This window comes from Streptomyces sp. NPDC026301, assembly GCF_055567935.1.
Genome location: NZ_JBVHPN010000002.1, coordinates 159,721 through 186,107, shown reverse-complemented (window position 1 = coordinate 186,107; position 26,387 = coordinate 159,721). Strand labels below are relative to the sequence as shown.

Below are 26,387 nucleotides of genomic sequence, written 5' to 3'. Positions count from 1 at the left end.
TGCGTCCGGGCCCGCCGCGTTTCTCCGGCCGACCTGCCGGCGCGCGCCGCTGCCTGTGGTCAGTCCCCGGCCGGTCCCCATTCGACCCGTGCCGCGCCCTCGAACGGGGCGGCGTGCCGCGGTGAGTGGTGCTGCCGCCCCAGCACGAACACGTCGGGCGCCTGGTCCAGGACGCCGCCCGAGGGGTCGTCGGCACCTTCGCGACGCACTGCGTCCCGGTCCGGCAGCAGGATGTCCCTGACCACCAGCGCACACAGGTACAGGGTCCCCAACAGGTGCAGGACGATGGCCAGTTGGTATCCCTCGGGCGGCAGGCCCTGGTGCTTGTCCCCGCTGCCGCTGTACGCGAGGTACAGCCAGATACCGAGGAAGTACATGACCTCGCACGCCTGCCACACCAGGAAATCGCGCCAGCGCGGCCGGGCCAGGGCGGCCAGCGGCACCAGCCAGAGCACGTACTGCGGCGAGTAGACCTTGTTGGTCAGGATGAAGAGCGCGACGACCAGGAACGCCAGCTGGGCAAGGCGCGGGCGGCGCGGCGCGTAGAGCGTGAGCAGCGCGATGGCCCCGCACCCGACGATCATCAGCAGCGTCGCATAGGTGTTGGCGTACTCCAGTGGATTGCCGGTGCGCTGGGAGATCAGCAGCCAGACGGAGCCGAAGTCGATCGGCCGTTCCTGGCTGAAGGTGTAGAACTTCTGCCAGCCGTCCCAGGCGGGCAGCATCACGGGCAGGTTCACCGCCAGCCAGGAGAAGACCGCGCCGCCCGCCACCGCGCCGAACGCCCGCCACTTCCCGGCCCGCCAGCACAGGACGAACAGCGGCCCCAGCAGCAGGACGGGGTAGAGCTTGGCCGCCGTCGCCAGCCCGATGAACACCCCGGCGGCGAGCGAGCGGCTGCGCGACCAGAGCAGCATCGCCACCGCGGTCAGCGCGACGGCGAGCAGGTCCCAGTTGATGGTGGCCGTCAGCGCGAAGGCGGGCGCCAGGGCGACGAGCAGGGCGTCCCAGGGCCGGCGGCGGTGCGTGCGGGCCACGCAGACAGCGATGACGGCGGCGCAGACCATGAGCATCCCGGCGTTGGCCAGCCAGTAGATCTGCTCGCGGTGCTGCATCGTGCCGCCGTGCGGGGTCAGCCACGAGGCGACCTCCATGAACACGCCGGTCAGCACGGGGTATTCGAGGTACTGCATGTCACCGGGCAGCCGGTCGAAGTACGGGACCAGGTTCTCGGCGAACCCGCGTCCGACGTAGAGGTGCGGGATGTCCGAGTAGCAGGCGTGGGTGTACTGGCTGGTCGCGCCGAAGAACCAGGCGCCGTTGTAGCAGGGCAGTTTCTGCACCATTCCCAGCGCGAACGTGCCCAGGGCCACCAGAGCGATGACGCGTACCGGCGTCCACCAGCTCGCACCGAGCAGTACGCGGCGGCCGAACGGGCCGCCGATCAGCTCGCTGCCGGCCGCCGCCACCTCGTCCCGTTGCGTCGGCCGTACGGGCTCGTCCTGTCGCACGCTCGTCATGGGGGTCATCCTGCCGCACGTCCCTGTGCCGGAGACGGCGAAGCCCCCGCCCGGGCATGCCGGGTCGGGGGCTCGTCGTTTCGCATCCGCTGTTTCACGTGAAACCGGTCGAGCGTTTCACGTGAAACAGCGCGCGGTCAGTTATCGAAGCCGTCCGGGCCTCCGAAGAAACCACCGCCGTCATCGCCGCCCGGCGGCTCGGTCGCCGGCGGCGAGGTCTCGCCACCGGGATCACCGGGATCGCCGGTCGGTCCGCCGTTGTCCTGGCCTCCGTTGTCCTGGCAGCCCAGGTCCCAGGGCGAGCAGGTGTCGCTCGCCGACGGGCTGGGAGAGGACTCGCTCGGGCTCTCCGAAGGCGTCTCCGACGGTTCCTCCGTCGGCTTGTCCTCCGTCTTCGTCGGGGTCGGCGTCGGGCTGGCGCTCTCGCCGTAGACGACCTTGCCGATCGGCTGCGGCTGCGGGAACGCCTCCATCGGCTCGCCCTGCATCGCCTGCGTCATGTAGTCGCGCCAGATCTGCGAGGGGAACGAAGCTCCGTGGATCTTCTCCTCGCCGCCGACGCCGTACATCTTCAGGAAGCGCTGCGACTTCGCCTGGTCGTTGACGCGCCACATGCCGATCGTGGTGGCCAGCTGCTTGGTGTAGCCCGCGAACCACGCCGACTTGTTGTCGTCGGTGGTTCCGGTCTTGCCGGCCGCCTCGCGGCCGTCCGGCAGCTGCGCCGCCGTACCGGTGCCCTTCTTGACCACGTTCTTGAGCACGTCCGTGACGTTGTTGGCCACGTTCGGGTCGAAGGCCGTCTTGGTCTTCGTCGGGTGCTTGTAGTAGTTCGTGCCGTCCTTGGTCACCGACTCGACGGAGTACGGGTCGGTCTGCTGGCCGCTGGCGGCGAAGGTGGCGTACGCACCGGCCAGCCGGATCGCACTGGGCGCCGAGGTACCCAGGGAGAAGGTCGGCGTGGTCCGCGCCATGCTGTTGTCGTCCCGCAGACCGGCGGCGATGGCTTCCTGCTTCACCACATCGGTGCCGACGTCCATGCCCAGCTGGATGTAGGGCGTGTTCACCGAGTACTGCATGGCGGTGCGCAGGCTGATGCGGCCCTTGTCCTCATTGCCGTCGTTGGCCTGGTGCCATTCCTTGCCGTCCCGGTCGTGCCAGACGGTCCGGTCGTAGTTGAGCAGCCGCACCTTGTTGTCGCCGTTGTACATGCTGTTCGGCGACACGGGGGTGCGGACGGCCGGGTTGTTCGGGTCCTTCACGCCCTTGTCCATCGCGGCGGCGAGGACGAACGGCTTGAACGTGGAGCCGACCTGGACACCGGTGTAGTCGGCGTTGTTGGTGTAGTGCTCCGTCGCGTCCTTGCCGCCGTAGATGGCGACGATCTTGCCCGTCTTCGGATCGACCGAGGCCCCGCCGAACTGCACGTACTTGTCGACCGCGCGCTGGTCGGGCTTCAGTGCCTGCTTGGAGACCTTTTCGACGGCCTTGGTCAGTTCACCCATCTTCTTCCGGTCGAAGGTGGTGTGAATCGCATAGCCGCCCTGCTTCAGCTCGGCGTCCGAGATATTGGTGTTGGCGGTGATGTAATTGTTGGCGAGGTCGACGAGGTAGCCCTTCTGGCCCCGCAGGTCCATCGCCTTCTTCGGCGGCCGCGGCATGGGGAAGTCGTCGTCGTGGATCTTGGACCGTGCCGCCTTGGAGAGCCGGCCCACCTGGACCTCCCGGTCCAGCGTCCACGACCAGCGCGCCTTCGCCCGCTGGAGGTTCGCGTTCTTGCTCTCCGTCGTGACGTACGGGTCGTAGAGGTTGGGACCGTTGAGCAGCGAGGAGAGGAAGGCGCTCTCGCTCGTGGTGAGCTTTTCGCTGTCCTTGTTGTAGTAGGCGCGCGACGCCGCCTGGATGCCGTAGGCGCCACGCCCGTAGTACGCCGTGTTGAGGTACCCGGCCAGGATCTTGGGCTTGGGCTCCGAGGCGCCCACCTTTATCGAGATGAACAGCTCGGTGATCTTGCGCTTGAGCGTCTGTTCCTGGTTCAGGTACGTGTTCTTCACGTACTGCTGGGTGATCGTCGAGCCACTCTGGGTCTCGCCGCCCATGGCCATCTTGACCACCGCGCGGGCGATGCCCATCGGGTCGACGCCGGAGTCCGTCTCGAACGAGGCGTTCTCCGCGGAGATCACCGCGTTCTGCATCGCCTTGGGGATCTGGCTGATCGGCACGATCTGGCGGTTGAGCTCACCGCCGCCGGCGACGACCATCTGCTTGCCGTCGCCCCAGTAATAGACGTTCTTCTGCACCTTCGAGAGCTTCTGCGCGTCGGGAACGTCGACGTACGCCAGCGCAATGCCCGACAGCCCGAGCACGAACGCGATGAAGCCCAGGCAGCTGCCCAGCACGAGGCGCCAGGACGGCACCCAGCGGCGGGCCCCGTCCTTGCCCGCGCGCGGGTAGTCGATGAACCGCTTCTTGGGCGGGCGGCCGTCACCGCCCGCACCGCCGCCGGAGCGCCGGCCGCCGCGACCGCCACCTCCGGCCGCCGCCTCGGGCACCCGCCGGCGCCCACCGCGTTGCGCGGCCCGGCGCGCCGCCGCCCGCCCCTGGTAGGGAGGCTCCTGCTCAGGCACGCCGGACGGGGAAGCGGCAGCGGAAGCGGACGCCCTGCTGGAACCGCGCGACGGCGCGGCTCGGCGGCCACTCGATTGTTGCTGTGCGGCGCGTCGGGCCGCGGCACGTCCGCCACCTTGCGGCTGCGGCGGTTTGCGACGGTGCTCGCTCATGGAACGGTTACTCCTCGGGCAGGCGCGCTATCTCATCGCCTGAAGGCGGCAGTTCACTTCAGGTCCCCCCGACAACACGGCCCGCATTGGTCGAACGGGCCGCACTACACCGGGGACGGAGACGCCACTTCTCGCCACTTGGTTCCCGGCAGTTTGCATGCCGCACAGACTACGCACGGCCAAAACCTGCCCAGGCTCAAAATTCACTCCAAATCAGTCACCTTGGCTACGGCGAATCGGCGATGTGATGCCGTTCACCGTCCCCGCCCTTGTCCCACCCAGCAGCCCGTTCTATCGTCTGGATGTATCGAGTCGATACATCAGCTCGGCATAAAGAGCGCACACAGCTGGGGAGGCGGAGGATGAGCAGACGGTCCGGCATCCTCGAATTCGCCGTGCTCGGCCTGCTGCGCGAGTCCCCCATGCACGGGTACGAGCTGCGGAAGCGGCTCAACACTTCACTGGGTGTTTTCCGAGCGTTCAGCTACGGCACCCTCTACCCCTGCCTGAAATCCTTGGTCGCCCATGGCTGGCTGGCCGAGGAGACCGGGGGAGACACGGCCCAGGGCGCCGCCCCGGCCGCGTCACTCGCGGGGCGCCGGGCCAAGATCGTCTACCGGTTGACGGCGGAGGGGAAGACGCATTTCGAAGAGCTGCTCTCCCACTCCGGGCCCGACGCCTGGGAGGACGAGCACTTCGGTGTCCGGTTCGCCTTCTTCGGGCAGACCTCGCGCGATGTACGCATGCGCGTACTGGAGGGCCGGCGCAGCCGCCTGGAGGAGCGCCTCGAAAAGATGCGCGCCTCGCTGGCCCGCAGCCGCGAGCGGCTCGACGACTACACCCTCGAGCTGCAGCGGCACGGCATGGAGTCCGTGGAACGCGAAGTGCGCTGGCTGAACGAGCTGATCGAGAGCGAGCGGGCCGGGCGCGACCAGCGTGCCCCGGATGCCGCAGCCCCGGACCGTCACGAGTCAGGAGAGACGGGCGGCCTGCCCCGACACCGGGGTGGATCCCGGCCGGATCCGTCCGATGACACCGCCACATGAGGCTCCGCAGCCGCGGAGCCGCGTCGAGAACAAACAGGGAGCAACCGGAATGGGTTCGGTTCGCGTAGCCGTCGTCGGCGTGGGCAACTGCGCCGCGTCGTTGGTGCAGGGCGTCGAGTACTACAAGGACGCCGACCCGGACAGCCGCGTGCCCGGTCTGATGCACGTGCAGTTCGGTGACTACCACGTGCGGGACATCGAGTTCGTGGCTGCCTTCGACGTCGACGCCAAGAAGGTCGGCCTCGACCTCGCCGACGCCATCGGCGCCAGCGAGAACAACACCATCAAGATCTGTGACGTGCCGCGCTCCGGCGTGACCGTGCAGCGCGGCCACACCCTCGACGGTCTCGGCAAGTACTACCGCCAGACCATCGAGGAGGCCGCCGAGGCCCCCGTCGACATCGTCCAGGTCCTCAAGGACCAGCAGGTCGACGTCCTGGTGTGCTACCTCCCCGTCGGCTCCGAGGACGCCGCGAAGTACTACGCCCAGTGCGCCATCGACGCCAAGGTCGCCTTCGTCAACGCCCTCCCGGTCTTCATCGCCGGCACCAAGGAGTGGGCGGACAAGTTCACCGAGGCGGGCGTCCCGATCGTCGGTGACGACATCAAGTCCCAGGTCGGCGCCACCATCACGCACCGCGTGATGGCCAAGCTCTTCGAGGACCGGGGCGTCGTCCTGGACCGCACGATGCAGCTGAACGTCGGCGGCAACATGGACTTCAAGAACATGCTCGAGCGCGAGCGCCTGGAGTCCAAGAAGATCTCCAAGACGCAGGCCGTCACCTCCCAGATCACCGACCGCGACATGGGTGCGGACAACGTCCACATCGGTCCCTCGGACTTCGTCGCCTGGCTGGACGACCGCAAGTGGGCCTACGTCCGCCTGGAGGGCCGTGCCTTCGGTGACGTCCCGCTGAACCTGGAGTACAAGCTCGAGGTCTGGGACTCCCCGAACTCCGCGGGCGTCATCATCGACGCGCTGCGCGCCGCGAAGATCGCCAAGGACCGCGGCATCGGCGGCCCGATCCTCTCCGCCTCCTCGTACTTCATGAAGTCCCCGCCGGTCCAGTACTTCGACAACGAGGCCCGGGACAGCGTCGAGAAGTTCATCAAGGGCGAGATCGAGCGCTGACACAGCGCGACCGCGGACGCCGCCGCGACCGCACCGTCCTGACCGCGGGCCCCTGGGAGTCTCCCCAGGGGCCCGCGGCCTGTGTGAGGCTGTGGCCCATGTCCGCCGTGCGTGCCCTCCGCGTACTTCTCCGCCGCCGCGATTTCCGCCGGCTGCTGGCCGTCCGGCTCCTCTCCCAGGCCGCCGACGGCGTGTTCCAGGTCGCCCTCGCCTCCTACGTCGTCTTCTCCCCCGAGAAGCAGGCGTCCCCCGCGGCCATCGCCTCCGCCATGGCGGTGCTGCTACTCCCGTACTCCGTGCTCGGGCCGTTCGCCGGAGTACTCCTGGACCGCTGGCGCCGCCGCCAGGTCCTGCTCCACGGGAACCTGCTGCGTACGGTCCTGGCCGCCGCGACCGCGCTGCTGCTTCTGACCGGCGCGCCGGACTGGCTCTTCTACGCCTCCGCCCTGAGCGTCACCGCGGTCAACCGCTTCGTCCTGGCCGGCCTGTCGGCCGCGTTGCCCCGGGTCGTCGACAACGCCGAGGCGCTGGTGGTCGCCAATTCCCTGTCCCCCACGGCCGGCACGCTCGCCGCCACGGCAGGCGGCGGCCTCGCCTTCGCCATACGGCTCGCCGGTGCCGAATCCGACGCGATCGCCGTCCTGATCGGTGCCGTCCTCTATCTCTGCGCCGCACTCGTCGCGCTGCGCATCCCCGCGGCGCTCCTCGGCCCGGATCCCCGCCGGGTCGCGCCACGTGTCTCCGCCGCCCTGCTGAGCACCGCTCGCGGGCTCGCCGCAGGGCTGGCCCATCTCGGCCGACGCAGGTCCGCCGCCCGAGCCCTGGCCGCGATGGCGCTGATGCGCTTCTGCTACGGCGCGCTGACGATCACCGTGCTGATGCTGTGCCGTGCCTACTGGCCGCAGAACGGGCCCGACGGGATGACAACGCTGGGGCTCGCGGTCGCCGCGTCCGGCGCCGGATTCTTCGCCGCCGCGGTGCTGTCCCCCTGGGCCGTCACCCGGCTGACCGCCACCGGCTGGATCGCGGCGTGTGGCGGCATCGCCGCGGTACTGGTCCCCGCGCTCAGCCTGTCCTTCGCGCTGGCGCCCGTGCTCGTCGCCGCCTTCGTCCTCGGCCTCGCCACCCAGGGCGCGAAGATCGCCACGGACACAGAAGTACAGTCCGCCGTCGACGACGCGTTCCGCGGCCGGGTCTTCGCCCTCTACGACGTGCTCTTCCACGTCTCCTTCGTCGGCGCGGCCGGGGTGGCGGCCCTCATACTGCCGCCCGACGGCCGCTCTTCCGCGTTGATCACCGGGGTGGCGGTGGTCCATCTGGCCGTCGCGCTCACCATGGCGCGCGCTCGCGTTTCACGTGAAACATCGCCCCGGCCGAAGGACGACCGGGGCGATGCGTGTGGTGTTTCACGTGAAACATGAGCGGCCGGACACGTCGGCCGCCGAGATCAGCTCTGCTGCTCGGCCCACCATTCCTTGAGCGCCGCGACCGCCGCGTCCCGCCCCATCGGGCCGTTCTCCAGCCGCAGCTCCAGCAGGTGCTTGTACGCCTTGCCGACCTCCGGACCGGGCGCGATGTCCAGTACCTGCATGATGTCGTTGCCATCCAGGTCCGGCCGGATCGCGTCCAGTTCCTCCTGCTCCTGCAGCCGCGCGATGCGCTCCTCGAGCCCGTCGTACGCCCGCGAGAGCGCGTTGGCCTTGCGCTTGTTCCGCGTGGTGCAGTCCGAGCGGGTCAGCTTGTGCAGCCGCGTCAGCAGCGGGCCGGCGTCCCGTACGTACCGGCGGACCGCCGAGTCGGTCCACTCGCCCGTGCCGTAGCCGTGGAACCGCAGGTGCAGCTCCACCAGCCGCGCGACGTCCTTGACCATCTCGTTGGAGTACTTCAGCGCGGTCATCCGCTTCTTGGTCATCTTCGCGCCGACCACCTCGTGGTGGTGGAAGGAGACCCGCCCGTCCTTCTCGAATCGCCGCGTCTTCGGCTTTCCGATGTCGTGCAGCAGCGCCGCCAGCCGCAGCACCAGGTCCGGACCGTCCTCCTCCAGGTCGATGGCCTGGTCCAGGACGGTCAGCGAGTGCTCGTAGACGTCCTTGTGGCGGTGATGCTCGTCACGCTCCAGCCGCAGCGCCGGCAGCTCCGGCAGGACCCGGTCGGCGATGCCGCTCTCGACCAGGAGCCCGAGGCCCTTGCGGGGGTGCGCGCCCAGGATCAGCTTGTTCAGTTCGTCACGCACCCGCTCGGCGGAGACGATGTCGATCCGGTCCGCCATCTCCTTCATCGCGGCCACGACCTCGGGCGCCACCGTGAAGTCCAGCTGTGCGGCGAAGCGCGCCGCGCGCATCATCCGCAGCGGGTCGTCGGAGAAGGACTCCTGCGGGGTGCCCGGCGTGCGCAGCACCTGCGCCGCGAGGTCCTCCAGGCCGTTGTGCGGGTCGATGAACTCCTTCTGCGGGAGCGCCACCGCCATGGCGTTGACCGTGAAGTCCCGGCGCACCAGATCGTCCTCGATCGAGTCGCCGTAGGACACCTCGGGCTTGCGCGAGGTCCGGTCGTACGCCTCCGAGCGGTACGTCGTGACCTCGATGTCGAAGGAGCTCTTCTTGCAGCCGACGGTGCCGAAGGCGATGCCGACCTCCCACACCGCGTCCGCCCACGGCCGGACGATCTTCAGAACGTCCTCGGGCCGGGCGTCGGTGGTGAAGTCCAGGTCGTTGCCGAGCCGGCCCAGCAAGGCATCCCGCACTGAACCGCCGACCAGGGCAAGGGTGAACCCGGCCTCCTGAAAACGGCGGGCCAGATCGTCCGCGACGGGCGACACGCGCAGCAGCTCGCTGACGGCGCGGCGCTGTACCTGGTTCAGCGCCTGCGTCGACTGTGCGCTGCTCTCGGTCTGCGGGGCGTGGGTGTCATTGTTGGCGTTCGGCACAACAGGACAGGGTACGTGCCCGCGCCGCGCGAGGCGGACACGTATAAAGGGGACGAGCCCGTGGAGACCGGCCGCCCGTCCGAGCAGGTGGAGCAGTCCGCAGCACTTCGCCACAGCAGTCATCGTTACCATGCGTGGACGCACATAGCGACGACCACTGACGACGACGAGGGACGGGCGAGCGCGTGGCCGAGGCGGCAGGGTTCCAGGTGACCGAACGGCCGCGTGGTCGATGGCTGCGACGGGCCGCTGCGCTGGTCGCCGGCGCGCCACTGCTGGCCGGGGTGTTGCAGGTCCCCGCGGCGCAGGCAGCGCACGCCGCCCCCGTCGGCTCCCGGACGGTCGACGTCGACATCGACTCGCTCACCCCGCCGGCGGCCGGCAAGGACGACGACGCGGTCACTGTCTCCGGCAGCATCACCAACGAGGGCCGCGCGACGATCACCGGCGGGCACATCGGGCTGCGCCGCGGGCCCGTACTGAACAACCGCAGCTCCATCGACGACGTGGCCCGGCGCACCGGCTACTCCGCGGGCCTGGACGGCCAGGAGGTCGGCGGCAAAACCGAGAAGGTCAAGGCGCTGAAGCCGGGCGTCTCCCAGCCCTTCACCCTGCGCGTCCCGGTCAAGAAGCTGCACCTGAGCAAGGACGGCGTCTACCAGCTCGGCGTCTCCTTCTCCGGCCGGTCCAAGAGCGCCCCGTACGAGCAGGTGCTCGGCATCGAGCGCACCTTCCTGCCCTGGCAGGAGGCCGAGGCGTCGAAGAAGACCGACCTCACCTACCTGTGGCCGCTGATCTCCAAGACCCACCTCACCGCGGAGACCGAGGGCGACGAACAGCAGACCCCGATCTTCCGCGACGACAAGCTGGCGGCCGAGATCGCCCCGGGCGGCCGGCTGCAGCAGCTCGTCGCCCTCGGCAAGGACCTCCCGGTCACCTTCGTCGTCGACCCCGACCTGCTCGCCTCCGTCGACGCCATGACCGGCCGGTACAAGGTCGAGGGGCCGCACGGCACGACCAGGCCGGGCCGGAACCAGGACGTCGCCAAGCAGTGGCTGAGCGACCTGGAGCAGGCGGTCCAGGCCCACGAGGTGATCGCGCTGCCGTTCGGCGATCCCGACATCGCCTCGCTCGCTCACCAGGGCAAGGCCGTACCGAGCGCGCTGGGCCACCTCGGCCCGGCCACCGAGCTCGCGTCGAAGACCGTGGAGACCGTCCTCCCGGGCGTGAAGGCGCGCAACGACTTCGCCTGGCCCGTCGACGGCGCCGTGGACTCCTCCGTCGTGGACGTGGCGACCTCGGCGGGCGCCCACAACGTCATCGCCCGCAGCGACAGCATGCGGGAGAGCCTGTCCTACACCCCCACCGCCGCCCGGCCCATCGGTGGCGGCAACACCGCCGTCGTCGCGGACGCCGGACTGTCCACCGCCTTCACCGGCGACCTGTCCAAGGCCGGCTCCGCGACCCTGGCGGTGCAGAACTTCCTCTCCCAGACCCTGATGGTCAACCTTCAGGACCCGTCGCGGCAGCGCAGCGTCGTGGTGGCGCCCCAGCGGATGCCCACCGCGAGCCAGGCCCAGGCCATGGCGAAGGCCGTGCGGGCCCTGGACGACAGCGGCTGGGCCGAGGCGCAGGACCTCAGCGACGCGGCCAAGGCCAAGCCCGACCGCAACGCCACCCGCCGGGTGCCCGGCCCCGCCTCGTACCCGGCCTCGCTGCGCAAGCACGAGCTGCCGGCGGCCGCCTTCCGGCAGGCGCAGGAAACCCGTACCGCGCTGGACGACTTCGAGGTCATCCTGGCCGAGCCGTGGCGGGTCGAGACCCCCTTCGGCAACGCGATCATGCGGATGATGTCGACGTCGTGGCGCGGCGACGCGAAGGGCGCCCAGGCGTTCCGCAAGTCCGTCCGCAGCTACCTGGACGGCCTGACGACCAAGGTGCACCTCATCCAGAAGTCGGACGCCACGCTCTCCGGACGCAGCGCCACGATTCCCGTCACGGTGCAGAACAACCTCGTCCGGGGCGTCGAGGGCATGACGCTGCGGCTCACCTCCTCCCAGCCCAACCGCCTGGACGTGGGCGAACCGCAGACGATCGACGTCGAGGGCGGGCACAGCCAGTCCTTCAAGTTCGACACCACCGCGCACGCGAACGGCCCGGTGCAGGTCACCGCGCAGCTCTACACCGCCGACGGCAAGCGCTACGGGCGGGCGATGACCTTCGAGGTGAACGTCACCGAGATCACCGCTACGGTCATGCTCGTCATCGCGGGCGGCGTGCTGCTGCTCGTCCTCGCCGGCGTACGGATCTACCTGCAGCGCAAGCGCGCGGCGGCCCGCGAGGACGACGACGGTACGGACGGCGGGGACGGTACGGACGGCGGTACCGACGGCGGCGCCGGCTCGGACGACGGGGACGGCACCCCGGACCCCGACGGCACGGACGAGGACGGCCGGCCCTCGGACGGCGAATCCGAGCAGCCGGGTGACCCGGCTGCGGACACCGGTTCGGAAAGCACGGACGCGTCCGGCTCAGGTGAGAAAGTGGACCGTTGATACATGGCGGGGCCGGATGGCCGGCGACGGATGAGGTGGGGCAGCTATGAACGCGCCGTACGACGGTGACCGCGGCCAGGCTGTGAGCGGCGACGCCGCAGGTCGGCCCCCACAGCCGCCGCAGGCACCGGACCCATATGTGCAGGACGCCTACTCGCGGGCGCCCTTCCCCTCGCAGGACCCCGCGGCCCAGGACCCGGTGGCCGACGCGCTGTACGACCGGGCGGCGCACCCGCCGCACCAGGCGTCGCCGGACCACCCGCTCTACCAGCAGCCGCCGGCTCCCCGGCACACCCCCGGTCCGGAGGCGTGGCCCGCGCCGCAGGCCCCCGAGCCGCAGGGCCCGGGGCACCGGCTGCCGTACGGCGACGCCACGGCGACCACCCAGTTCGTCGGCGTGGACGACCTGATCACCCAGGCCGCCGACCGGCCGGTCGAGCCCGACGCGTTCGCCCACCTCTACCGTGACCAGCGGGCGCCGGAGCCGCAGCGGCCGCCGGCCCAGAACAGCGGCCCGGGCCCGTACCAGCCGCCCGGCGGACAGTACGGACCGGCGGGTGGGCAGTACGAGCCCGCCAACGGACAGTACGAGCCGGCGGGCGGGCCGCAGCCCGTGCCCCCGGCCGAGCCCGAGCCGGCCTCCGCACCGGAGCCGCCGGAGCCCGCTGAACGCACCGGCGGCAAGGCCGGCAACCTGCTGAAGTCCAGCGCCGTGATGGCCGCCGGCACCATGGTCTCCCGGCTCACCGGCTTCGTCCGCAACGCGCTGATCGCCTCCGCGCTCGGCGCCGCCGTCCTCGGTGACTCCTGGCAGGTCGCCTACACCCTGCCCACGATGATCTTCATCCTGACCATCGGCGGCGGCCTCAACTCGGTGTTCGTGCCGCAGCTGGTACGCGCGATGAAGGAGGACGAGGACGGCGGCGAGGCGTACGCCAACCGCCTGCTGACCCTGGTGATGGTCATCCTCGGCGCCCTCACCGTCGTGGCCGTGTTCGCGGCGCCATGGCTGGTGCGGGCGATGTCCGGATTCGCCCCCGACTCGGCAAGCTTCGAGGTCGCGGTCGCCTTCACCCGCTACTGCGTGCCCACAATCTTCTTCATGGGCGTCCATGTGGTCATGGGCCAGGTCCTCAACGCCCGCGGCCGCTTCGGCGCGATGATGTGGACCCCGGTCCTGAACAACGTGGTCATGATCAGCACGTTCGGGCTGTTCATCTGGGTGTACGGCAGCGCCAGCTCGTCGCACATCGGCGTCACGACCATCCCCGAGGCCGGCATCCGACTGCTCGGCATCGGCACGCTGCTCGGCCTGGTCGTCCAGGCGCTGGCGATGATCCCGTACCTGCGCGACGCCGGCTTCAAGCTGCGGCTGCGGTTCGACTGGCGGGGCCACGGCCTGGGCAAGGCCGCCAAGCTCGCCAAGTGGACCGTGCTGTTCGTGCTCGCCAACCAGGCCGGCGTCCTGGTCGTCTCGAAGCTCTCCACCCTGGCCGGTGAGAAGGCCGCCGGGCAGGGGCACCCCGGCACCGGCTACATGGCGTACTCCAACGCCCAGCTGATCTGGAACATGCCGCAGGCGATCATCACCGTTTCCGTGATGGCCGCCATGCTGCCGCGCCTGTCGCGCTCCGCGCACGACGGTGACATCGGTGCCGTACGCGACGACATCTCCCAGGGCCTGCGCACGTCCGCTGTGGCCATCGTGCCGATCTCCTTCGGCTTCCTCGCCCTCGGCATCCCGCTGTGCACCCTGATCTTCGCCGGCTCCGGTTCCGATGCCGGTGTCTCCATGGGCTACATGCTCATGGCCTTCGGCCTCGGCCTGATCCCCTTCTCCGTGCAGTACGTGGTGCTGCGCGCCTTCTACGCGTACGAGGACACCCGCACGCCCTTCTACAACACGCTGATCGTCGCCGCGGTCAACGCGGCCGCCTCGGCCCTGTGCTACCTCGTCCTGCCCGTCCGGTGGGCCGTGGTGGGCATGGCGGCCTCCTACGGCCTGGCGTACATCATCGGCGTCGGTGTGGCGTGGCGGCGGCTGCGCAAGCGGATGGGCGGCGACTTGGACGGCGCACACATCGTGCGTACGTACGCCCGACTGGCCGGTGCGAGCATCCCCGCCACCCTGTTCTCCGGCGCCGCCGTGTACGGGATCATTCTGGGGCTGGGTACCGGCGTGCTGGGATCGCTCGTCGCGCTGGTCGGCGGCGGTGCCGTCCTGCTGGTGGTCTTCTACGCGGCTGCGAAGAAGATGCGCGTCGAAGAACTCAACGCCCTGGTCGGCATGGTGCGCGGCAAGCTGGGGCGCTGAGCGAGCACAACCTTCGTCCGCCACCGTGTGTCGTGCACAGTGGCGGACTGTGGGCACAATTGACTTGGCTCTTTTGAGCATGCAACGGATGGGGAGGCAGGAACGACGGTGGCGGAACGGAGCACGGCTGCCGTCGACGTGGCCGACACGAGCGGTGCAGAACCGCTCGCCGCCAAGGCGGACGAGGCCACGACCGACGGCACGAAGGCCGAGAAGGTGACCGAGGCGGCACAGGACACCGCGGACGACGGCGCGAAGAACGCCACAGCGTCCGAGGCGCAGCCGCCCGAACTGCACAGCGGTCACAAGCTGGCCAGGCGCTACCGCCTGGAGGAGTGCGTCACCCGACTGGACGGCTTCAGCAGCTGGCGTGCCGTGGACGAGAAGCTGCGCCGCGCCGTCGGGGTACACATCCTGCCCGCCGATCACCCGCGTGCCCGCCCCGTGCTCTCCGCCGCGCGGTCCGCCGCGCTGCTCGGTGACCCGCGCTTCGTCCAGGTCCTCGACGCCGTCGAGGAGAACGACTTGGTCTACGTCGTCCACGAATGGCTCCCGGACGCCACCGAGCTGACCGCCGTGCTCGCCTCCGGACCGCTCGAACCGCACGACGCCTACCAGCTCGTGACGCAGATCGCCCAGGCCATGGCCGCCGCCCACCGTGAGGGCCTGGCGCACCTCCGGCTGACCCCCGGGTCCGTCCTGCGCACCTCCTCCGGCCAGTACCGCATCCGGGGCCTGGCGATCATGGCCGCGCTCCGCGGGATCACCAGCGACCACCCGCAGCGCACGGACACCGAGGCCATCGGCGCGCTGCTGTACGCCGCGCTCACCCAGCGCTGGCCGTACGAGAACGACGCGTACGGGCTGTCCGGGCTGCCCAAGGGCGTCGGCCTGATCGCCCCCGACCAGGTACGGGCCGGCGTGCACCGCGGCCTGTCGGAGCTGGCCATGCGCGCGCTCGTCAACGACGGCGCCACCGCGTCCCGCCAGGAGCAGCCCTGCACCACGCCGGAGGAGCTGGCCAAGGCCGTCGGCGCGATGCCGCGCATCCGCCCGCCGGAGTCCTCCTTCGCCACCCCGCCGCCCTACCAGCGCACCGGCTACCAGCAGGGCACGTACGGCCAGCCGGCCGCCGCCGGCCGGCCCGGCGCTTCGGCCACCCGTCCCGTTCCCACCCCGCCGCCTCCGCTGCAGAGCCGTACCGGCAGGGCGGCCAAGTGGTGCGTCTCCGCGCTGCTGATCGCCGCGCTGGGACTGGGCAGCTGGCAGCTGGCCGACACGCTCCTCAAGGACCGGAACCAGGACGACTCCGGCAGCTCGGAGACGACCGGGGGCCACGGCGGCACGGCGTCGGGCAAGACCGTCAGCGTCGACAAGGTCGTGGACTTTGATCCGCCGCCGGGCGGTGACGGCACGGAGAACCCGCAGGACGCCCCCAAGGCCCTCGACGGGGACTCCGCCACGTCCTGGCCGACCCGCAATTACTACGGCCGCTCGGATCTCGGCGGCCTCAAGGACGGCGTGGGGCTGATTCTCGACCTCGGCAAGGTCCAGCAGGTCGGCAGCGTCAAGGTCGACCTCGTCGGGGACACCTCGCTCGACTTCCGTGCCGCGCCCGAGGACAGCAGTGGTGCGCCCACGTCCCTCGACGGCTTCAAGAAGATCGCCGGCGGCTCGGGGGAGACGGTCACGCTGCGGGCGAAGGAGCCGATCAAGACACAGTACGTATTGGTCTGGCTCAGCGACCTCCCGTTGAAGGACGATGGCAACTACCGGGGCCAGATCAAGGAGATCAAGGTCCGCAGCTAGGGGTGGGCAGCAGGGGGGCGCCAGGATGTCGATGCGGACAGCGGCCAGGAGGCGCCGGTGCTCCCCGGACCTCCTTTCGCACCCGCGGCCGGCCGCGGTGGCCGTCCTCCTGCAGCCTGGTACCGCCGAGCACCCGTATGTAAGCTCCCGTGTACAGCTTGACGCCAGGGGTTCGGTTATGCGTGATGGCGCAGTGATGCCCGCCGTCGTAGGAAAGATCGGTCCGGCCGGTGTCCTGGCCGTCCCGGCCGAAGCCCGTGCCCGGGCGGCCCCGGGCAGGGCGTGCACCGCGGCGCCGTCCGCGCGGCCGGCGCTCCCCGGCCCGCACCGGGCCGGCTCCTGCGAGGCGGGCCATGGCAGATAACGTCCGCCCCTCCGACCAGGCACTTCTCGCCCGCCATGTCGAGGGCGACCCCGACGCCTTCGGCGAGATCGTCAGGCGCCACCGTGACCGGCTCTGGGCGGTGGCGCTGCGCACCCTCGGCGACCGCGAGGAGGCGGCCGACGCCGTGCAGGACGCCCTGGTGTCCGCCTACCGCGCCGCCCACACCTTCCGCGGCCAGTCGGCCGTGACCACCTGGCTGCACCGCATCACGGTCAACGCCTGCCTGGACCGGGCCCGCAAGGCCGCCTCCCGGCGCACCTCGCCGATCGCGGAGACCGAGCGGCTGGAACAGCTCATCGAGCCGCACGAATCCGCCGCGGTACCCGCCGAGCGCCAGGACCTGCACCGCGAACTGCTCAGCGCCCTCCGCACTCTCCCCGCCGAACAGCGCGCGGCCATCGTCCTCGTCGACATGCAGGGCTATCCCGTGGCCGAGGCCGCCGAGGTACTGGGCGTCCCCACCGGCACGGTGAAGAGCCGGTGCGCGCGCGGCCGGGCCCGGCTCCTCCCGATGCTCACCCATCTGCGCGCCGAAGAGGGGGATAAGGGCACCTCAGGCGGGGGAAGGAACCGGGCGCAGGGGACATCCGTCCCACAGACGGCAGGACCGAATGACTCAGGGGCCGTGAAGGGCGGAGGTGGGCGAGCGTGACAGCCACGACCGACACGGGCGGGCATCCGGAGGTCGCGGAGATCTCCGCGCTCGCGGACGGGTTGCTCTCGCCCGCCCGCGCGGCGGATCTTCGCGCGCATCTCGACGGATGCCCGCTGTGTGAGGACGTCCACAGCTCGCTGGAGGAGATCCGCGCACTGCTCGGCACGCTGCCGGGTCCCGGACGGATGCCCGACGACGTCGTCGGTCGCATCGACGCCGCCCTGGCGGCCGAAGCCCTACTCGATGCCACGGCGCCCGCCGGTGACGCCGCCCTCGTATCGACCACCTCGGGCGACAGCTTTCGCGTCGTTGGACAGTCGACCGGTACGCATGATGGCGCTGTTTCACGTGAAACCGTGGAGGAGAAAAGGAGCGCTGTTTCACGTGAAACAGCGCCGGTGCGCTCCGGTGGCAGCTCTGCGGACCGCCCTGTCGGCTACCCTCGCGCCGCCACCGGGCCTGGCCGCAAGGCCCCCGGCGCCCGCACGGCGGGGGCGCACCGCTGGCCCAAGGTGCTGCTCGGCACAGCGGCTGCCGCAGCCGTGCTCGGCATCGGCGGCATCCTTCTGCAGAATGGTTCCGCGAACCCGGGGAACGACCAGGATCCCGGCGTGACCGCCACCGAGCAGAGCCCTGCGGACGGGTCGCTCAGCTCCGCGACTCTGGGCAGTCACGTGCGCGATCTGCTCGCCGAGCCCGGCCGCAGCAAGACCCCCGATGTCGGCACCCAGAGCTCGCCCCAGTCGCCGCTGCGCGGTGCGGACGACACGATCCCCTCCTGCGTGCGCAAGGGCCTCGCCCGGCCCGAGAAGCCGTTGGCCGCGAGCCGCGACACCTACCAGGGCAAGGACGCCTACCTCGTCGTGCTGCCCCATCCGTCCGACAGGGCCCGGGTCTCCGCCTACGTCGTCTCGGCGTCCTGCATCTCGGCCTCACCGCCTGTGCCCGGCAAGGTCCTGCTCAGCGGGACCTATGCCCGCCACTGAGTCGCCGAGCCCGGCCCCGGGCTCCGGGCCGCTACGGGTGCGCTGGGACACTGCGGGAATGCTCGCCCCGTAGGATCCGTTGGGTGGGATGAGAGTTTCTCCAGCCCACCCAACGCAGTCGGCAGAGACAAGGAAGACACCCGTGAGCGACGTCCGTAACGTGATCATCATCGGCTCCGGGCCTGCGGGCTATACCGCCGCGCTCTACACCGCCCGTGCCTCGCTGAAGCCGCTGGTGTTCGAGGGCGCCGTCACCGCCGGTGGCGCACTGATGAACACCACCGATGTGGAGAACTTCCCCGGCTTCCGGGACGGCATCATGGGCCCGGACCTCATGGACAACATGCGGGCCCAGGCCGAGCGCTTCGGCGCCGAGCTGATCCCCGATGACGTTACCGTCGTGGACCTCTCCGAGCCCATCAAGACGGTCACCGACTCGGCCGGCACCGTGCACCGCGCGCACGCCGTCATCGTCACCACCGGCTCCCAGCACCGCAAGCTCGGCCTGCCGCGCGAGGACGAACTCTCCGGTCGCGGCGTGTCCTGGTGCGCCACCTGCGACGGCTTCTTCTTCAAGGACCAGGACATCGCCGTCATCGGCGGCGGCGACACCGCGATGGAGGAGGCCACCTTCCTCTCCCGCTTCGCCAAGTCCGTCACCATCGTGCACCGCCGCGACACCCTGCGCGCCAGCAAGGCGATGCAGGAGCGCGCGTTCGCCGACCCGAAGATCAAGTTCGTGTGGGACAGCGAGGTCGCCGAGATCCACGGCGACAACAAGCTCTCCGGTCTGACCCTGCGCAACCTCAAGACCGGCGACACCTCCGAGCTGCCGGTCACGGGCCTGTTCATCGCCATCGGCCACGACCCGCGCACCGAGCTGTTCAAGGGCCAGCTGAAGCTGGACGACGACGGCTACCTCAAGGTGGACGCGCCCAGCACCCACACCAACATCCAGGGCGTCTTCGCCGCCGGTGACGTCGTGGACCACACCTACCGTCAGGCGATCACCGCCGCCGGCACCGGCTGCTCCGCCGCCCTGGACGCCGAGCGCTTCCTCGCCTCGCTCACCGACGGCGAGCCGGCCGAGCCCGAGCAGACCCCTGCCGAGCCCGCGCAGACCCCCACCGCCTGACCGCGAACATCAGAGCTGTTCACACCCACTGAGTAAGGAGAACGCCATGGCCGGTGCCACGGTGACCGTGACGGACGCCAACTTCGAAGAGGTCGTCCTCAAGAGCGACAAGCCGGTACTCGTCGACTTCTGGGCCACCTGGTGCGGCCCGTGCCGTCAGGTTGCCCCTTCCCTGGAGGCCATCGCCGCGGAGCACGATGAGATCGTCATCGCCAAGCTCAACACCGACGAGAACCCCGCGACCACCGCCAAGTACGGCGTCATGTCGATTCCGACCATGAACGTCTACCAGGGCGGCGAGGTCGTGAAGACCATCGTCGGCGCCAAGCCCAAGGCTGCGATCGAGCGGGACCTGTCGGACTACCTCGCCTGATCTCCGCACCATGTTTCACGTGAAACGGGCCTGCCCTTCGGGGCGGGCCCGTTTCGCTGTCCGCGCTACAGGGGCCGGAGTACCGGTTCCTTCTGGACCGCACCCAGAAGTCGGTCCAGCGCGAGTTCCACGTCTTCCTTCCACGACAGGGTCGTGCGCAGCTCCAGGCGCAGTCGTGGGTAGCGCGGATGCGGCCGTACGGTCTTGAAGCCGACCGCGAGCAGATGATCGGCGGGCAGCACGCACGCCGGCTCCCTCCACTTCGCATCGCCGAACGCCTCGATCGCCTTGAAGCCCCGCCGCAGCAGATCCTTCGCGACCGTCTGGACCATGACTCTGCCCAGCCCCTGGCCCTGATAGCCGGGGATCAGCCAGGCGGTCATCAGCTGCACGGCGTCGGGGGAGACCGGGCTCGTCGGGAAGGCCGTGGAACGTGGCACGTAGGCCGGAGGCGCGTACAGCACGAAGCCGACCGGGACCTCGTCCACATAGACCACCCGGCCGCAGGAGCCCCACTCCAGCAGTACGGCGGAGATCCACGCTTCCTTCTCCAGCTCGGGCCGGCCGCTCTTTACCGCGGCCTCACCGCTGACGGGGTCGAGCTCCCAGAAGACACACGAGCGGCAGCGCTTGGGGACATCCGGAAGGTTGTCCAGCGTGAGCGGTACGAGCCGACGCCCCATGAAGCCAGGTCCTCACTTCCCTCGCCCACCGCACCTCCGGATGCGGTCAGCGGACCGCGCTCGCTGAGCAGGCCGCCGACGAAACCGCCGACTGCCCCCAGGCCGAACCCCGCTGCCATCAATCCGGTGCGGCTCACCGATCGCATGGCCTCTCCTCGTCGTGAGGTGACTCCGAGTGGATGCGTGCCATACCCGAACGCATCGTAACCGGGACAACATGAACCCGGGTACCGCGAAAAGGCAAAGGGCGGGCCGTGTTCCGGTCACCTCACCGGCACACGGCCCGCCCTCCCGGCGGACGGCGGCGTCCGCTCACGCCTCGTCGCTGTCCTCCTCCGGGTGCTTGTCCAGCACCCGTCCCTCTCCGGGAGCCAGCGTGCCGAGGATGCGGTCGAGATCGTCTATCGAGGCGAACTCCACGACGATCTTGCCCTTCTTCTGGCCGAGATCGACCTTCACCCGCGTCTCGAACCGGTCCGAGAGCCGCGAGGCCAGATCGGTCAGGGCGGGCGAGACGCGGGTACCGGCCCGCGGCCCCTTCGCCCGCGACGCGCTCTTGGGCGTGGACCCCATCAGGGTCACGATCTCCTCGACCGCCCGCACCGAGAGGCCCTCGGCCACGATGCGGTGCGCCAGCCGGTCCTGCTCCTCGGAGTCCTCCACGGACAGCAGCGCCCGCGCATGACCGGCCGAGAGCACCCCCGCGGCGACCCGCCGCTGCACCGACGGCGACAGCTTCAGCAGCCGCAGCGTGTTGGAGACCTGCGGGCGCGACCGCCCGATCCGGTCCGCCAGCTCATCGTGCGTGCAGTTGAAGTCCTTCAGCAGCTGGTCGTAGGCCGCCGCCTCCTCCAGCGGGTTCAGCTGAGCCCGGTGGAGGTTCTCCAGCAGCGCGTCCAGAAGCAGCTTCTCGTCGTCCGTCGCCCGGACGATCGCCGGGATCCGCTCCAGGCCGGCCTCGCGGCATGCCCGCCAGCGGCGCTCTCCCATGATGAGCTCGTACCGCTCCGGGCCCGTCCGCCGTACGACGACCGGCTGGAGCAGGCCCACCTCCTGGATGGAAGTGATCAGCTCCGCCAGGGCGTCCTCGTCGAACACCTCCCGCGGCTGCCGTGGATTCGGGACGATCGAGTCGATCGGCAGCTCGGCGAAGTGCGCCCCGGCGACCTCCTCGCTCCCCTTTTCCTTCACCTCCGGCTCAGCCGGTGCCTCCGTTTCACGTGAAACGGCAGCGTCCGGAATCGCCGCCACCTTGGCTGCGGCGACACCTCGCTCCGGCGTCATGACCGGCACCGCCGACGGCGATGTCGTCCCCCGTCCCACCGCCGGGCCGGCGCTGTCCGAACCCTGCGGTGCCGCGGGGATCAGCGCACCGAGCCCGCGGCCCAGTCCTCTACGTCGTTCGCTCACTGATTCCCCTCCGACATGCTGTGCTGTGATTCATAGGTCACGCTGAGCCCCTGACCGGCCGTCCCGGAGACCCCGCGCAGCGCGATCTCACGCGCCGCTTCGAGATAGGACAGCGAGCCGCTGGAGCCCGGATCATAGGTGAGCACCGTCTGCCCGTAGCTCGGCGCCTCAGAGATGCGCACGGAGCGGGGGATGCTGGTTCTCAGTACCTCGCTGCCGAAGTGGCTGCGCACCTCGTCGGCGACCTGGGAGGCGAGCCGGGTCCGGCCGTCGTACATGGTCAGCAGGATCGTCGACACATGAAGCTTGGGGTTGAGATGGCCCCGGACCAGATCGACGTTCCGCAGCAGCTGCCCCAGGCCCTCCAGCGCGTAGTACTCGCACTGGATCGGGATCAGCACCTCGGCCCCGGCTACCAGCGCGTTGACCGTCAGCAGGCCGAGCGAGGGCGGGCAGTCGATGAGGATGTAGTCCAGCGGCTGCTCGTATGCCTTGATGGCCCGGTCCAGCCGGCTCTCCCGGGCCACCAGCGAGACCAGTTCGATCTCCGCGCCGGCCAGGTCGATCGTGGCGGGCGCACAGAACAGCCCCTCCACGTCCGGCACCGGCTGAACCACGTCGGAAAGTGGCTTGCTCTCCACCAACACGTCATAGATGGAAGGGACTTCGGAGTGGTGGTCGATCCCCAGGGCCGTGGAGGCATTGCCCTGTGGGTCCAGGTCCACCACCAGTACTCGTGCCCCGTGCAGGGCGAGTGAGGCAGCCAGGTTCACCGTGGTCGTGGTCTTGCCGACCCCGCCCTTCTGGTTGGCCACCACCATGACCCGGGTTTGTTCGGGGCGGGGCAGCCCCTCTCCCGCACGGCCCAGCGCCTGGACTGCCAACTGAGCAGCACGACCGATCGGGGTGTCGTCCATGGGAGGCGGCGTTTCACGTGAAACGTCTTCCCCGAGCGACTCGCTACGGGGACCGGGGACCGGATCGGTCATCGGTCCCGCGATATTGGCGTCGGACCGCACGGATTCACTCTCCTCGACTTCAGGCTCGCAATGCTCAGAGCCTGCCATGGTTTCGGTGTCGCGAACCAGCGAGGCCCTGTCTCCTGTGGATGAATCCTCCTCTGTGGATACATCCGTGACCCGACCGGGTCGGTGGCCACGCGGTGCGGCAGCCGCACGACCTCGACTGATGATTCCATGCAGCAGGGAGCGACGTTTCACGTGAAACACGATGCCAGCGCCGTGTCCCATTCCCCCGCGACACTCCGGCTTATGTCGTTTTGGTGGTTTGTATGGAGCACGGCCCTCGTCGGTTCGAGCGACGCCCCCGTACAGACAGAACAGGAGCGCTTCCCGCCGGCGGACGGAAAGCGCTCCTGTCTGCGTCTGGTGCGGTGCCGCGGCGATCTAACGCCGACGACCCCTGGTCGGCCGGTTGGCGCGGTTCGCCTTGGCGCGCTTGGCCGCGAAGCGGACGCCGCCGGGGCTTTCGCCCACCTCCACGCGCACGACCGTGGACAGCGGATCCACCACGCCCTCGCCGACGTGCACCACCGACGTCGACTCCACGCCGAGCTTGCTGAGCGCCGCCCTGGCACCCTTGAGCTCTTCCTCCGCGGTGTCGCCCTTGAGCGCCAGCATCTCGCCGTACGGCCGCAGCAGCGGAACACCCCAGCCGGCCAGCCGGTCCAGCGGCGCCACGGCACGCGCGGTCACCACGTGGACCTGAGGAATCTTGCCCATCACCTCTTCGGCCCGGCCCCGCACCACGGTCACGTGATCCAGCCCCAGCAGCTCCACGACCTCCTGCAGGAAGTTCGTCCGCCGCAGCAGCGGCTCCAGCAGGGTGATCTTCAAATCCGGCCGCACCAGCGCCAGGGGAATGCCCGGCAGCCCGGCGCCCGAGCCCACGTCACACACCGAGACGCCCTCGGGGACCACCTCGGAGAGCACCGCGCAATTCAGCAGGTGCCGCTCCCACAGCCGCGGCACCTCACGCGGACCAATCAGCCCACGCCGTACGCCCGCGTCGGCGAGCAGCTCGCCGTACCGCACGGCCTCCGGGAAGCGCTCACCGAAAAACTCCCGCGCCGCATCCGGCGCCGCAGGAAGCTCCGCCGCTGACTCCGTCACGGTTACCGCCCTTCCTCTGAACTGCTGATCCTGCCGGGTGCCCGGATACGGTTCCGAGCCTCGCAGAAGGCTGACAAGACGTGGCCCCGCCTGCGAACAGACGGGGCCAAAGACACGCGCGAGTGCCGGAGAATCAGGCCGGGAGCACGACAACCCGACGCTGCGGCTCCTCGCCCTCGGACTCGCTGCGCAGCCCGGCCGCCGCGACGGCGTCGTGCACCACCTTGCGCTCGAACGGCGTCATCGCCTTCAGCTTCACCGGCTCGCCCGAGGTCTTCGCCTCCTGGGCCGCCTTGGCGCCCAGCTCCGCGAGCTCCTCGCGCTTGCGCGCGCGGTAGCCGGCGACGTCCAGCATCAGACGGCTGCGGTCGCCGGTCTCCCGGTGCACCGCCAGCCGGGTCAGCTCCTGGAGCGCCTCCAGCACCTCGCCGTCCCGGCCCACGAGCTTCTGCAGATCACGGCTGGTGGAGTCGCTGATGATCGACACCGCGGCACGGTCGGCCTCGACGTCCATGTCGATGTCACCGTCGAGATCCGCGATGTCCAGCAGGCCCTCGAGGTAGTCGGCCGCGATCTCGCCCTCCTGCTCCAGCCGGGACATGGTGTCGGTGCCCTCGGCGGCAGGGGTCGTGTCCGTCACGAAAGACTCCTTCTACTTCTTGGACGGGTGCTTGGGCCGCTGCTGGCCCTTGCGCTGTCCGGACTTGGCGTTACGGGAGGAACCGGAGGCCGAGCTGCCCTTGGGCTTGCCGCCCTCGGAGGACTTCTTCGCGGAGTCCGCCTTCTGGCCCGAGTCCTTCTGCAGCGACTGCTTGGTCTCGCCGCCCTTGGCCGTGGAGTCCGACTGCCCGCCCTGCGCACCGGCCCGGGTGCGGGCCTGCGCACCGCCGCCGGCCGGGGCCGCGGTCTGCCGCCGGGACTTGGTCTGACGCTTGGGCTGCTGGCGGTTCTGGCGCGCCTCCTCGGCGGCCTGCTTCGCCTCGACCTCCGCCGGGTCCTCCTTCAGCTTGCCCTGGGCACGCAGCCGCTCCTGGCGCTCCGTGTAGGCCCGGCTGCCCGGAGTGGGGTTACGGCGGATGACGAACATCTGCTGGGCCATCGTCCACACGTTGGTGGTCAGCCAGTACACGAGGACACCGACGGGGAAGTTGATACCGAAGACGGCGAACATGATCGGGAAGACGTACATCAGCATCTTCTGCTGCTGCATGAACGGCGTCTTCACCGTGAGGTCGACGTTCTTCGTCATCAGCTGGCGCTGGGTGTAGAACTGCGACGCCGACATCAGGACGATCATGATGACCGTGACGACCCGCACGTCGGTGAGCGAGGCACCGAGCGACTCGACCTTGGACGCCGAGTCCATGAACTTCACGGACAGCGGGGCGCCGAAGATGTGCGCCTTCTGCGCGCTGGCCAGCAGCGACGGATTGATGAAGCCGACCGTCTGGTTCTTCGCGATGTGGCTGAGGACCTGGTACAGCGAGATGAAGAACGGCGACTGCGCGATGATCGGAAGACAGCTCGAGAGCGGGTTGGTGCCCGTCTCCTTGTAGAGCTTCATCATCTCTTCGGACTGACGCTGCTTGTCGCTCTTGTAGCGCTCCTGGATCGCCTTCATCTTCGGCTGGAGCGCCTGCATGTTCCGCGTCGACTTGATCTGCTTCACAAAAAGCGGGATCAGGCAGATACGGATCAGCACCACCAGCGAGACGATGGACAAACCCCACGCCGCGCCGCTGTTCTTGTCGAAGACCAGGCTGTACAGCGAATGGAACTGGACGATGATCCAGGAAACGGCGTAATAGAGAGGATTCAGGATCGTGTCCACGAATCAAGCTCCTTGGGCGTTGGGCTGAGTCTCGGGCTGTGCGGCAGGCTCATGGACGGCGGGCCCGCCCAAGCGGCTCCTCAGCCGCTGGTGCCAGACCGGATGTTTCCGGGGCGGTACATGGTCGACACCACCGAGCGACCACGGATTGCAACGCAGGATGCGCCAGGCGGTCAGCGCTGTTCCCTTCACCGCGCCGTGCCGGTCGATGGCCGTGAAGCCGTAGTGGGAGCACGACGGGTAGTACTTGCAGACCGGACCCAGCAAAGGGCTGATGGTCCACTGGTACAACTTGATCAACAGCAGCAGCGGGTACTTCACGGAGCGCCCCCTCCTGGGTCCCGCCCGGGGGTCCTCAGCAGGCGCTGCAGCGCGGCATCAAGATCACGGGCGAGCGCGTCGTACTCCGCATCGCCCGCGCCGGGCAGCGCACGTACGACCACCAGGCTACCGGCGGGCAACCGGTCCAGACGGTCACGCACGAGGTGACGGAGCCGGCGCTGGACCTTGTTCCGGACCACGGCGTTGCCGATGGCCTTGCTCACGACGAAACCCGCACGCGTCGGGGGAACCATTTCCCCCGCTGCGTGCGGGTCCGTTGCACCGCTGCGTAGATGGACGACAAGGAGTGGGCGACCAGCCCTGCGTCCTTGGCGTACCGCGGCCGCGAAGTCCTCGCGCCGCCTCAGCCGATTCTCGGTAGGCAGCACGTCATGGA

General features: G+C 69.7%; 21 protein-coding genes. 10 read left to right on the top strand and 11 right to left on the bottom strand.

What is annotated here, in order from left to right; translation table 11 throughout:
• Positions 1-59: 59 nt before the first annotated feature.
• On the bottom strand, positions 60-1,520 hold the full coding sequence (locus ACZ4MH_RS03945; protein ID WP_351597367.1) for a glycosyltransferase family 87 protein: 1,461 nt from the start codon (positions 1,518-1,520) through the stop codon (positions 60-62).
• Positions 1,521-1,657: 137 nt separating this feature from the next.
• Positions 1,658-4,297: a transglycosylase domain-containing protein gene (locus ACZ4MH_RS03940; RefSeq protein ID WP_467754001.1), complete on the bottom strand. Its 2,640-nt coding sequence runs from the start codon at positions 4,295-4,297 to the stop codon at positions 1,658-1,660.
• A 362-nt stretch (positions 4,298-4,659) separates the two neighbouring features.
• Between ACZ4MH_RS03940 and ACZ4MH_RS03935 the strand changes: the two genes are divergently transcribed.
• From ACZ4MH_RS03935 to ACZ4MH_RS03925, 3 genes are all read left to right on the top strand, one after another.
• Positions 4,660-5,343, top strand: a complete 684-nt coding sequence (locus ACZ4MH_RS03935) for a PadR family transcriptional regulator (protein WP_351586915.1) — start codon at positions 4,660-4,662, stop codon at positions 5,341-5,343.
• A 49-nt stretch (positions 5,344-5,392) separates the two neighbouring features.
• Positions 5,393-6,475, top strand: coding sequence for an inositol-3-phosphate synthase (locus ACZ4MH_RS03930; protein WP_351586913.1), 1,083 nt, complete (start codon positions 5,393-5,395; stop codon positions 6,473-6,475).
• Between the two features lie 98 nt (positions 6,476-6,573).
• Positions 6,574-7,896 (top strand): MFS transporter, encoded by a 1,323-nt coding sequence (locus ACZ4MH_RS03925; RefSeq protein ID WP_351586911.1) that lies wholly within the window; start codon positions 6,574-6,576, stop codon positions 7,894-7,896.
• Positions 7,897-7,922: 26 nt separating this feature from the next.
• Here the strand turns inward: ACZ4MH_RS03925 and ACZ4MH_RS03920 are convergent, their stop codons facing one another.
• Complete coding sequence (locus ACZ4MH_RS03920) at positions 7,923-9,401, bottom strand: CCA tRNA nucleotidyltransferase (protein WP_351586909.1); 1,479 nt, start codon at positions 9,399-9,401, stop codon at positions 7,923-7,925.
• A 185-nt stretch (positions 9,402-9,586) separates the two neighbouring features.
• Between ACZ4MH_RS03920 and ACZ4MH_RS03915 the strand changes: the two genes are divergently transcribed.
• The 7 genes from ACZ4MH_RS03915 to trxA all read left to right on the top strand — a co-directional run bounded on the left by ACZ4MH_RS03915 (position 9,587) and on the right by trxA (position 19,613).
• The gene (locus ACZ4MH_RS03915; RefSeq protein WP_351586907.1) at positions 9,587-11,956 is read left to right on the top strand and encodes a DUF6049 family protein; all 2,370 of its coding nucleotides are present in this window, start codon (positions 9,587-9,589) and stop codon (positions 11,954-11,956) included.
• A 46-nt stretch (positions 11,957-12,002) separates the two neighbouring features.
• Positions 12,003-14,270 carry a murein biosynthesis integral membrane protein MurJ gene (gene murJ, locus ACZ4MH_RS03910; protein WP_351586905.1) on the top strand — a complete coding sequence of 756 codons (2,268 nt, stop codon included), beginning with the start codon at positions 12,003-12,005 and terminating at the stop codon, positions 14,268-14,270.
• Between the two features lie 108 nt (positions 14,271-14,378).
• Positions 14,379-16,079 carry a protein kinase family protein gene (locus tag ACZ4MH_RS03905; protein ID WP_351586902.1) on the top strand — a complete coding sequence of 567 codons (1,701 nt, stop codon included), beginning with the start codon at positions 14,379-14,381 and terminating at the stop codon, positions 16,077-16,079.
• A gap of 353 nt (positions 16,080-16,432) precedes the next feature.
• A complete protein-coding gene (gene sigM, locus ACZ4MH_RS03900; RefSeq protein WP_351586900.1) occupies positions 16,433-17,116 on the top strand; it encodes an RNA polymerase sigma factor SigM in 684 nt (227 codons plus the stop codon).
• Complete coding sequence (locus tag ACZ4MH_RS03895) at positions 17,113-18,105, top strand: anti-sigma factor family protein (protein ID WP_351586898.1); 993 nt, start codon at positions 17,113-17,115, stop codon at positions 18,103-18,105. Before sigM ends, ACZ4MH_RS03895 begins: the two co-directional genes overlap by 4 nt.
• A 142-nt stretch (positions 18,106-18,247) precedes the next feature.
• Entirely contained in the window at positions 18,248-19,240 is a 993-nt protein-coding gene (gene trxB, locus ACZ4MH_RS03890; RefSeq protein WP_351586896.1) for a thioredoxin-disulfide reductase, read from the top strand.
• Positions 19,241-19,286: 46 nt separating this feature from the next.
• Positions 19,287-19,613 carry a thioredoxin gene (gene trxA / locus ACZ4MH_RS03885; RefSeq protein WP_351586894.1) on the top strand — a complete coding sequence of 109 codons (327 nt, stop codon included), beginning with the start codon at positions 19,287-19,289 and terminating at the stop codon, positions 19,611-19,613.
• Positions 19,614-19,678: 65 nt separating this feature from the next.
• Here trxA and ACZ4MH_RS03880 read toward each other — a convergent pair whose 3' ends face one another.
• The 8 genes from ACZ4MH_RS03880 to rnpA all read right to left on the bottom strand — a co-directional run bounded on the left by ACZ4MH_RS03880 (position 19,679) and on the right by rnpA (position 26,379).
• Positions 19,679-20,296 (bottom strand): GNAT family N-acetyltransferase, encoded by a 618-nt coding sequence (locus ACZ4MH_RS03880; RefSeq protein ID WP_351586892.1) that lies wholly within the window; start codon positions 20,294-20,296, stop codon positions 19,679-19,681.
• 312 nt (positions 20,297-20,608) lie between these two features.
• Positions 20,609-21,706, bottom strand: a complete 1,098-nt coding sequence (locus ACZ4MH_RS03875) for a ParB/RepB/Spo0J family partition protein (protein WP_351586890.1) — start codon at positions 21,704-21,706, stop codon at positions 20,609-20,611.
• A complete protein-coding gene (locus ACZ4MH_RS03870) occupies positions 21,703-22,773 on the bottom strand; it encodes an AAA family ATPase (RefSeq protein ID WP_351586888.1) in 1,071 nt (356 codons plus the stop codon). Before ACZ4MH_RS03870 ends, ACZ4MH_RS03875 begins: the two co-directional genes overlap by 4 nt.
• A 339-nt stretch (positions 22,774-23,112) precedes the next feature.
• Positions 23,113-23,838, bottom strand: coding sequence for a 16S rRNA (guanine(527)-N(7))-methyltransferase RsmG (gene rsmG / locus ACZ4MH_RS03865; RefSeq protein ID WP_351586886.1), 726 nt, complete (start codon positions 23,836-23,838; stop codon positions 23,113-23,115).
• Positions 23,839-23,971: 133 nt separating this feature from the next.
• Positions 23,972-24,439, bottom strand: a complete 468-nt coding sequence (locus tag ACZ4MH_RS03860) for a Jag family protein (RefSeq protein WP_467754180.1) — start codon at positions 24,437-24,439, stop codon at positions 23,972-23,974.
• A 51-nt stretch (positions 24,440-24,490) separates the two neighbouring features.
• Positions 24,491-25,669, bottom strand: a complete 1,179-nt coding sequence (gene yidC / locus ACZ4MH_RS03855) for a membrane protein insertase YidC (RefSeq protein ID WP_351586882.1) — start codon at positions 25,667-25,669, stop codon at positions 24,491-24,493.
• Between the two features lie 3 nt (positions 25,670-25,672).
• Positions 25,673-25,990 carry a membrane protein insertion efficiency factor YidD gene (yidD, locus tag ACZ4MH_RS03850; protein ID WP_351586880.1) on the bottom strand — a complete coding sequence of 106 codons (318 nt, stop codon included), beginning with the start codon at positions 25,988-25,990 and terminating at the stop codon, positions 25,673-25,675.
• Positions 25,987-26,379 (bottom strand): ribonuclease P protein component, encoded by a 393-nt coding sequence (rnpA, locus tag ACZ4MH_RS03845; protein WP_351586878.1) that lies wholly within the window; start codon positions 26,377-26,379, stop codon positions 25,987-25,989. The genes yidD and rnpA overlap by 4 nt, the downstream gene beginning before the upstream one ends.
• Positions 26,380-26,387 lie beyond the last annotated feature (8 nt).

Bases quoted from the DNA above. Each gene is read 5' to 3' on its own strand.
- ACZ4MH_RS03945 (WP_351597367.1), bottom strand. From the start codon at position 1,520: ATGACGAGCGTGCGACAGGACGAGCCCGTACGGCCGACGCAACGGGAC.
- ACZ4MH_RS03940 (WP_467754001.1), bottom strand. From the start codon at position 4,297: ATGAGCGAGCACCGTCGCAAACCGCCGCAGCCGCAAGGTGGCGGACGT.
- ACZ4MH_RS03935 (WP_351586915.1), top strand. From the start codon at position 4,660: ATGAGCAGACGGTCCGGCATCCTCGAATTCGCCGTGCTCGGCCTGCTG.
- ACZ4MH_RS03930 (WP_351586913.1), top strand. From the start codon at position 5,393: ATGGGTTCGGTTCGCGTAGCCGTCGTCGGCGTGGGCAACTGCGCCGCG.
- ACZ4MH_RS03925 (WP_351586911.1), top strand. From the start codon at position 6,574: ATGTCCGCCGTGCGTGCCCTCCGCGTACTTCTCCGCCGCCGCGATTTC.
- murJ (WP_351586905.1), top strand. From the start codon at position 12,003: ATGAACGCGCCGTACGACGGTGACCGCGGCCAGGCTGTGAGCGGCGAC.
- sigM (WP_351586900.1), top strand. From the start codon at position 16,433: ATGGCAGATAACGTCCGCCCCTCCGACCAGGCACTTCTCGCCCGCCAT.
- trxA (WP_351586894.1), top strand. From the start codon at position 19,287: ATGGCCGGTGCCACGGTGACCGTGACGGACGCCAACTTCGAAGAGGTC.
- ACZ4MH_RS03880 (WP_351586892.1), bottom strand. From the start codon at position 20,296: ATGGGGCGTCGGCTCGTACCGCTCACGCTGGACAACCTTCCGGATGTC.
- ACZ4MH_RS03870 (WP_351586888.1), bottom strand. From the start codon at position 22,773: ATGGCAGGCTCTGAGCATTGCGAGCCTGAAGTCGAGGAGAGTGAATCC.
- ACZ4MH_RS03860 (WP_467754180.1), bottom strand. From the start codon at position 24,439: ATGTCCCGGCTGGAGCAGGAGGGCGAGATCGCGGCCGACTACCTCGAG.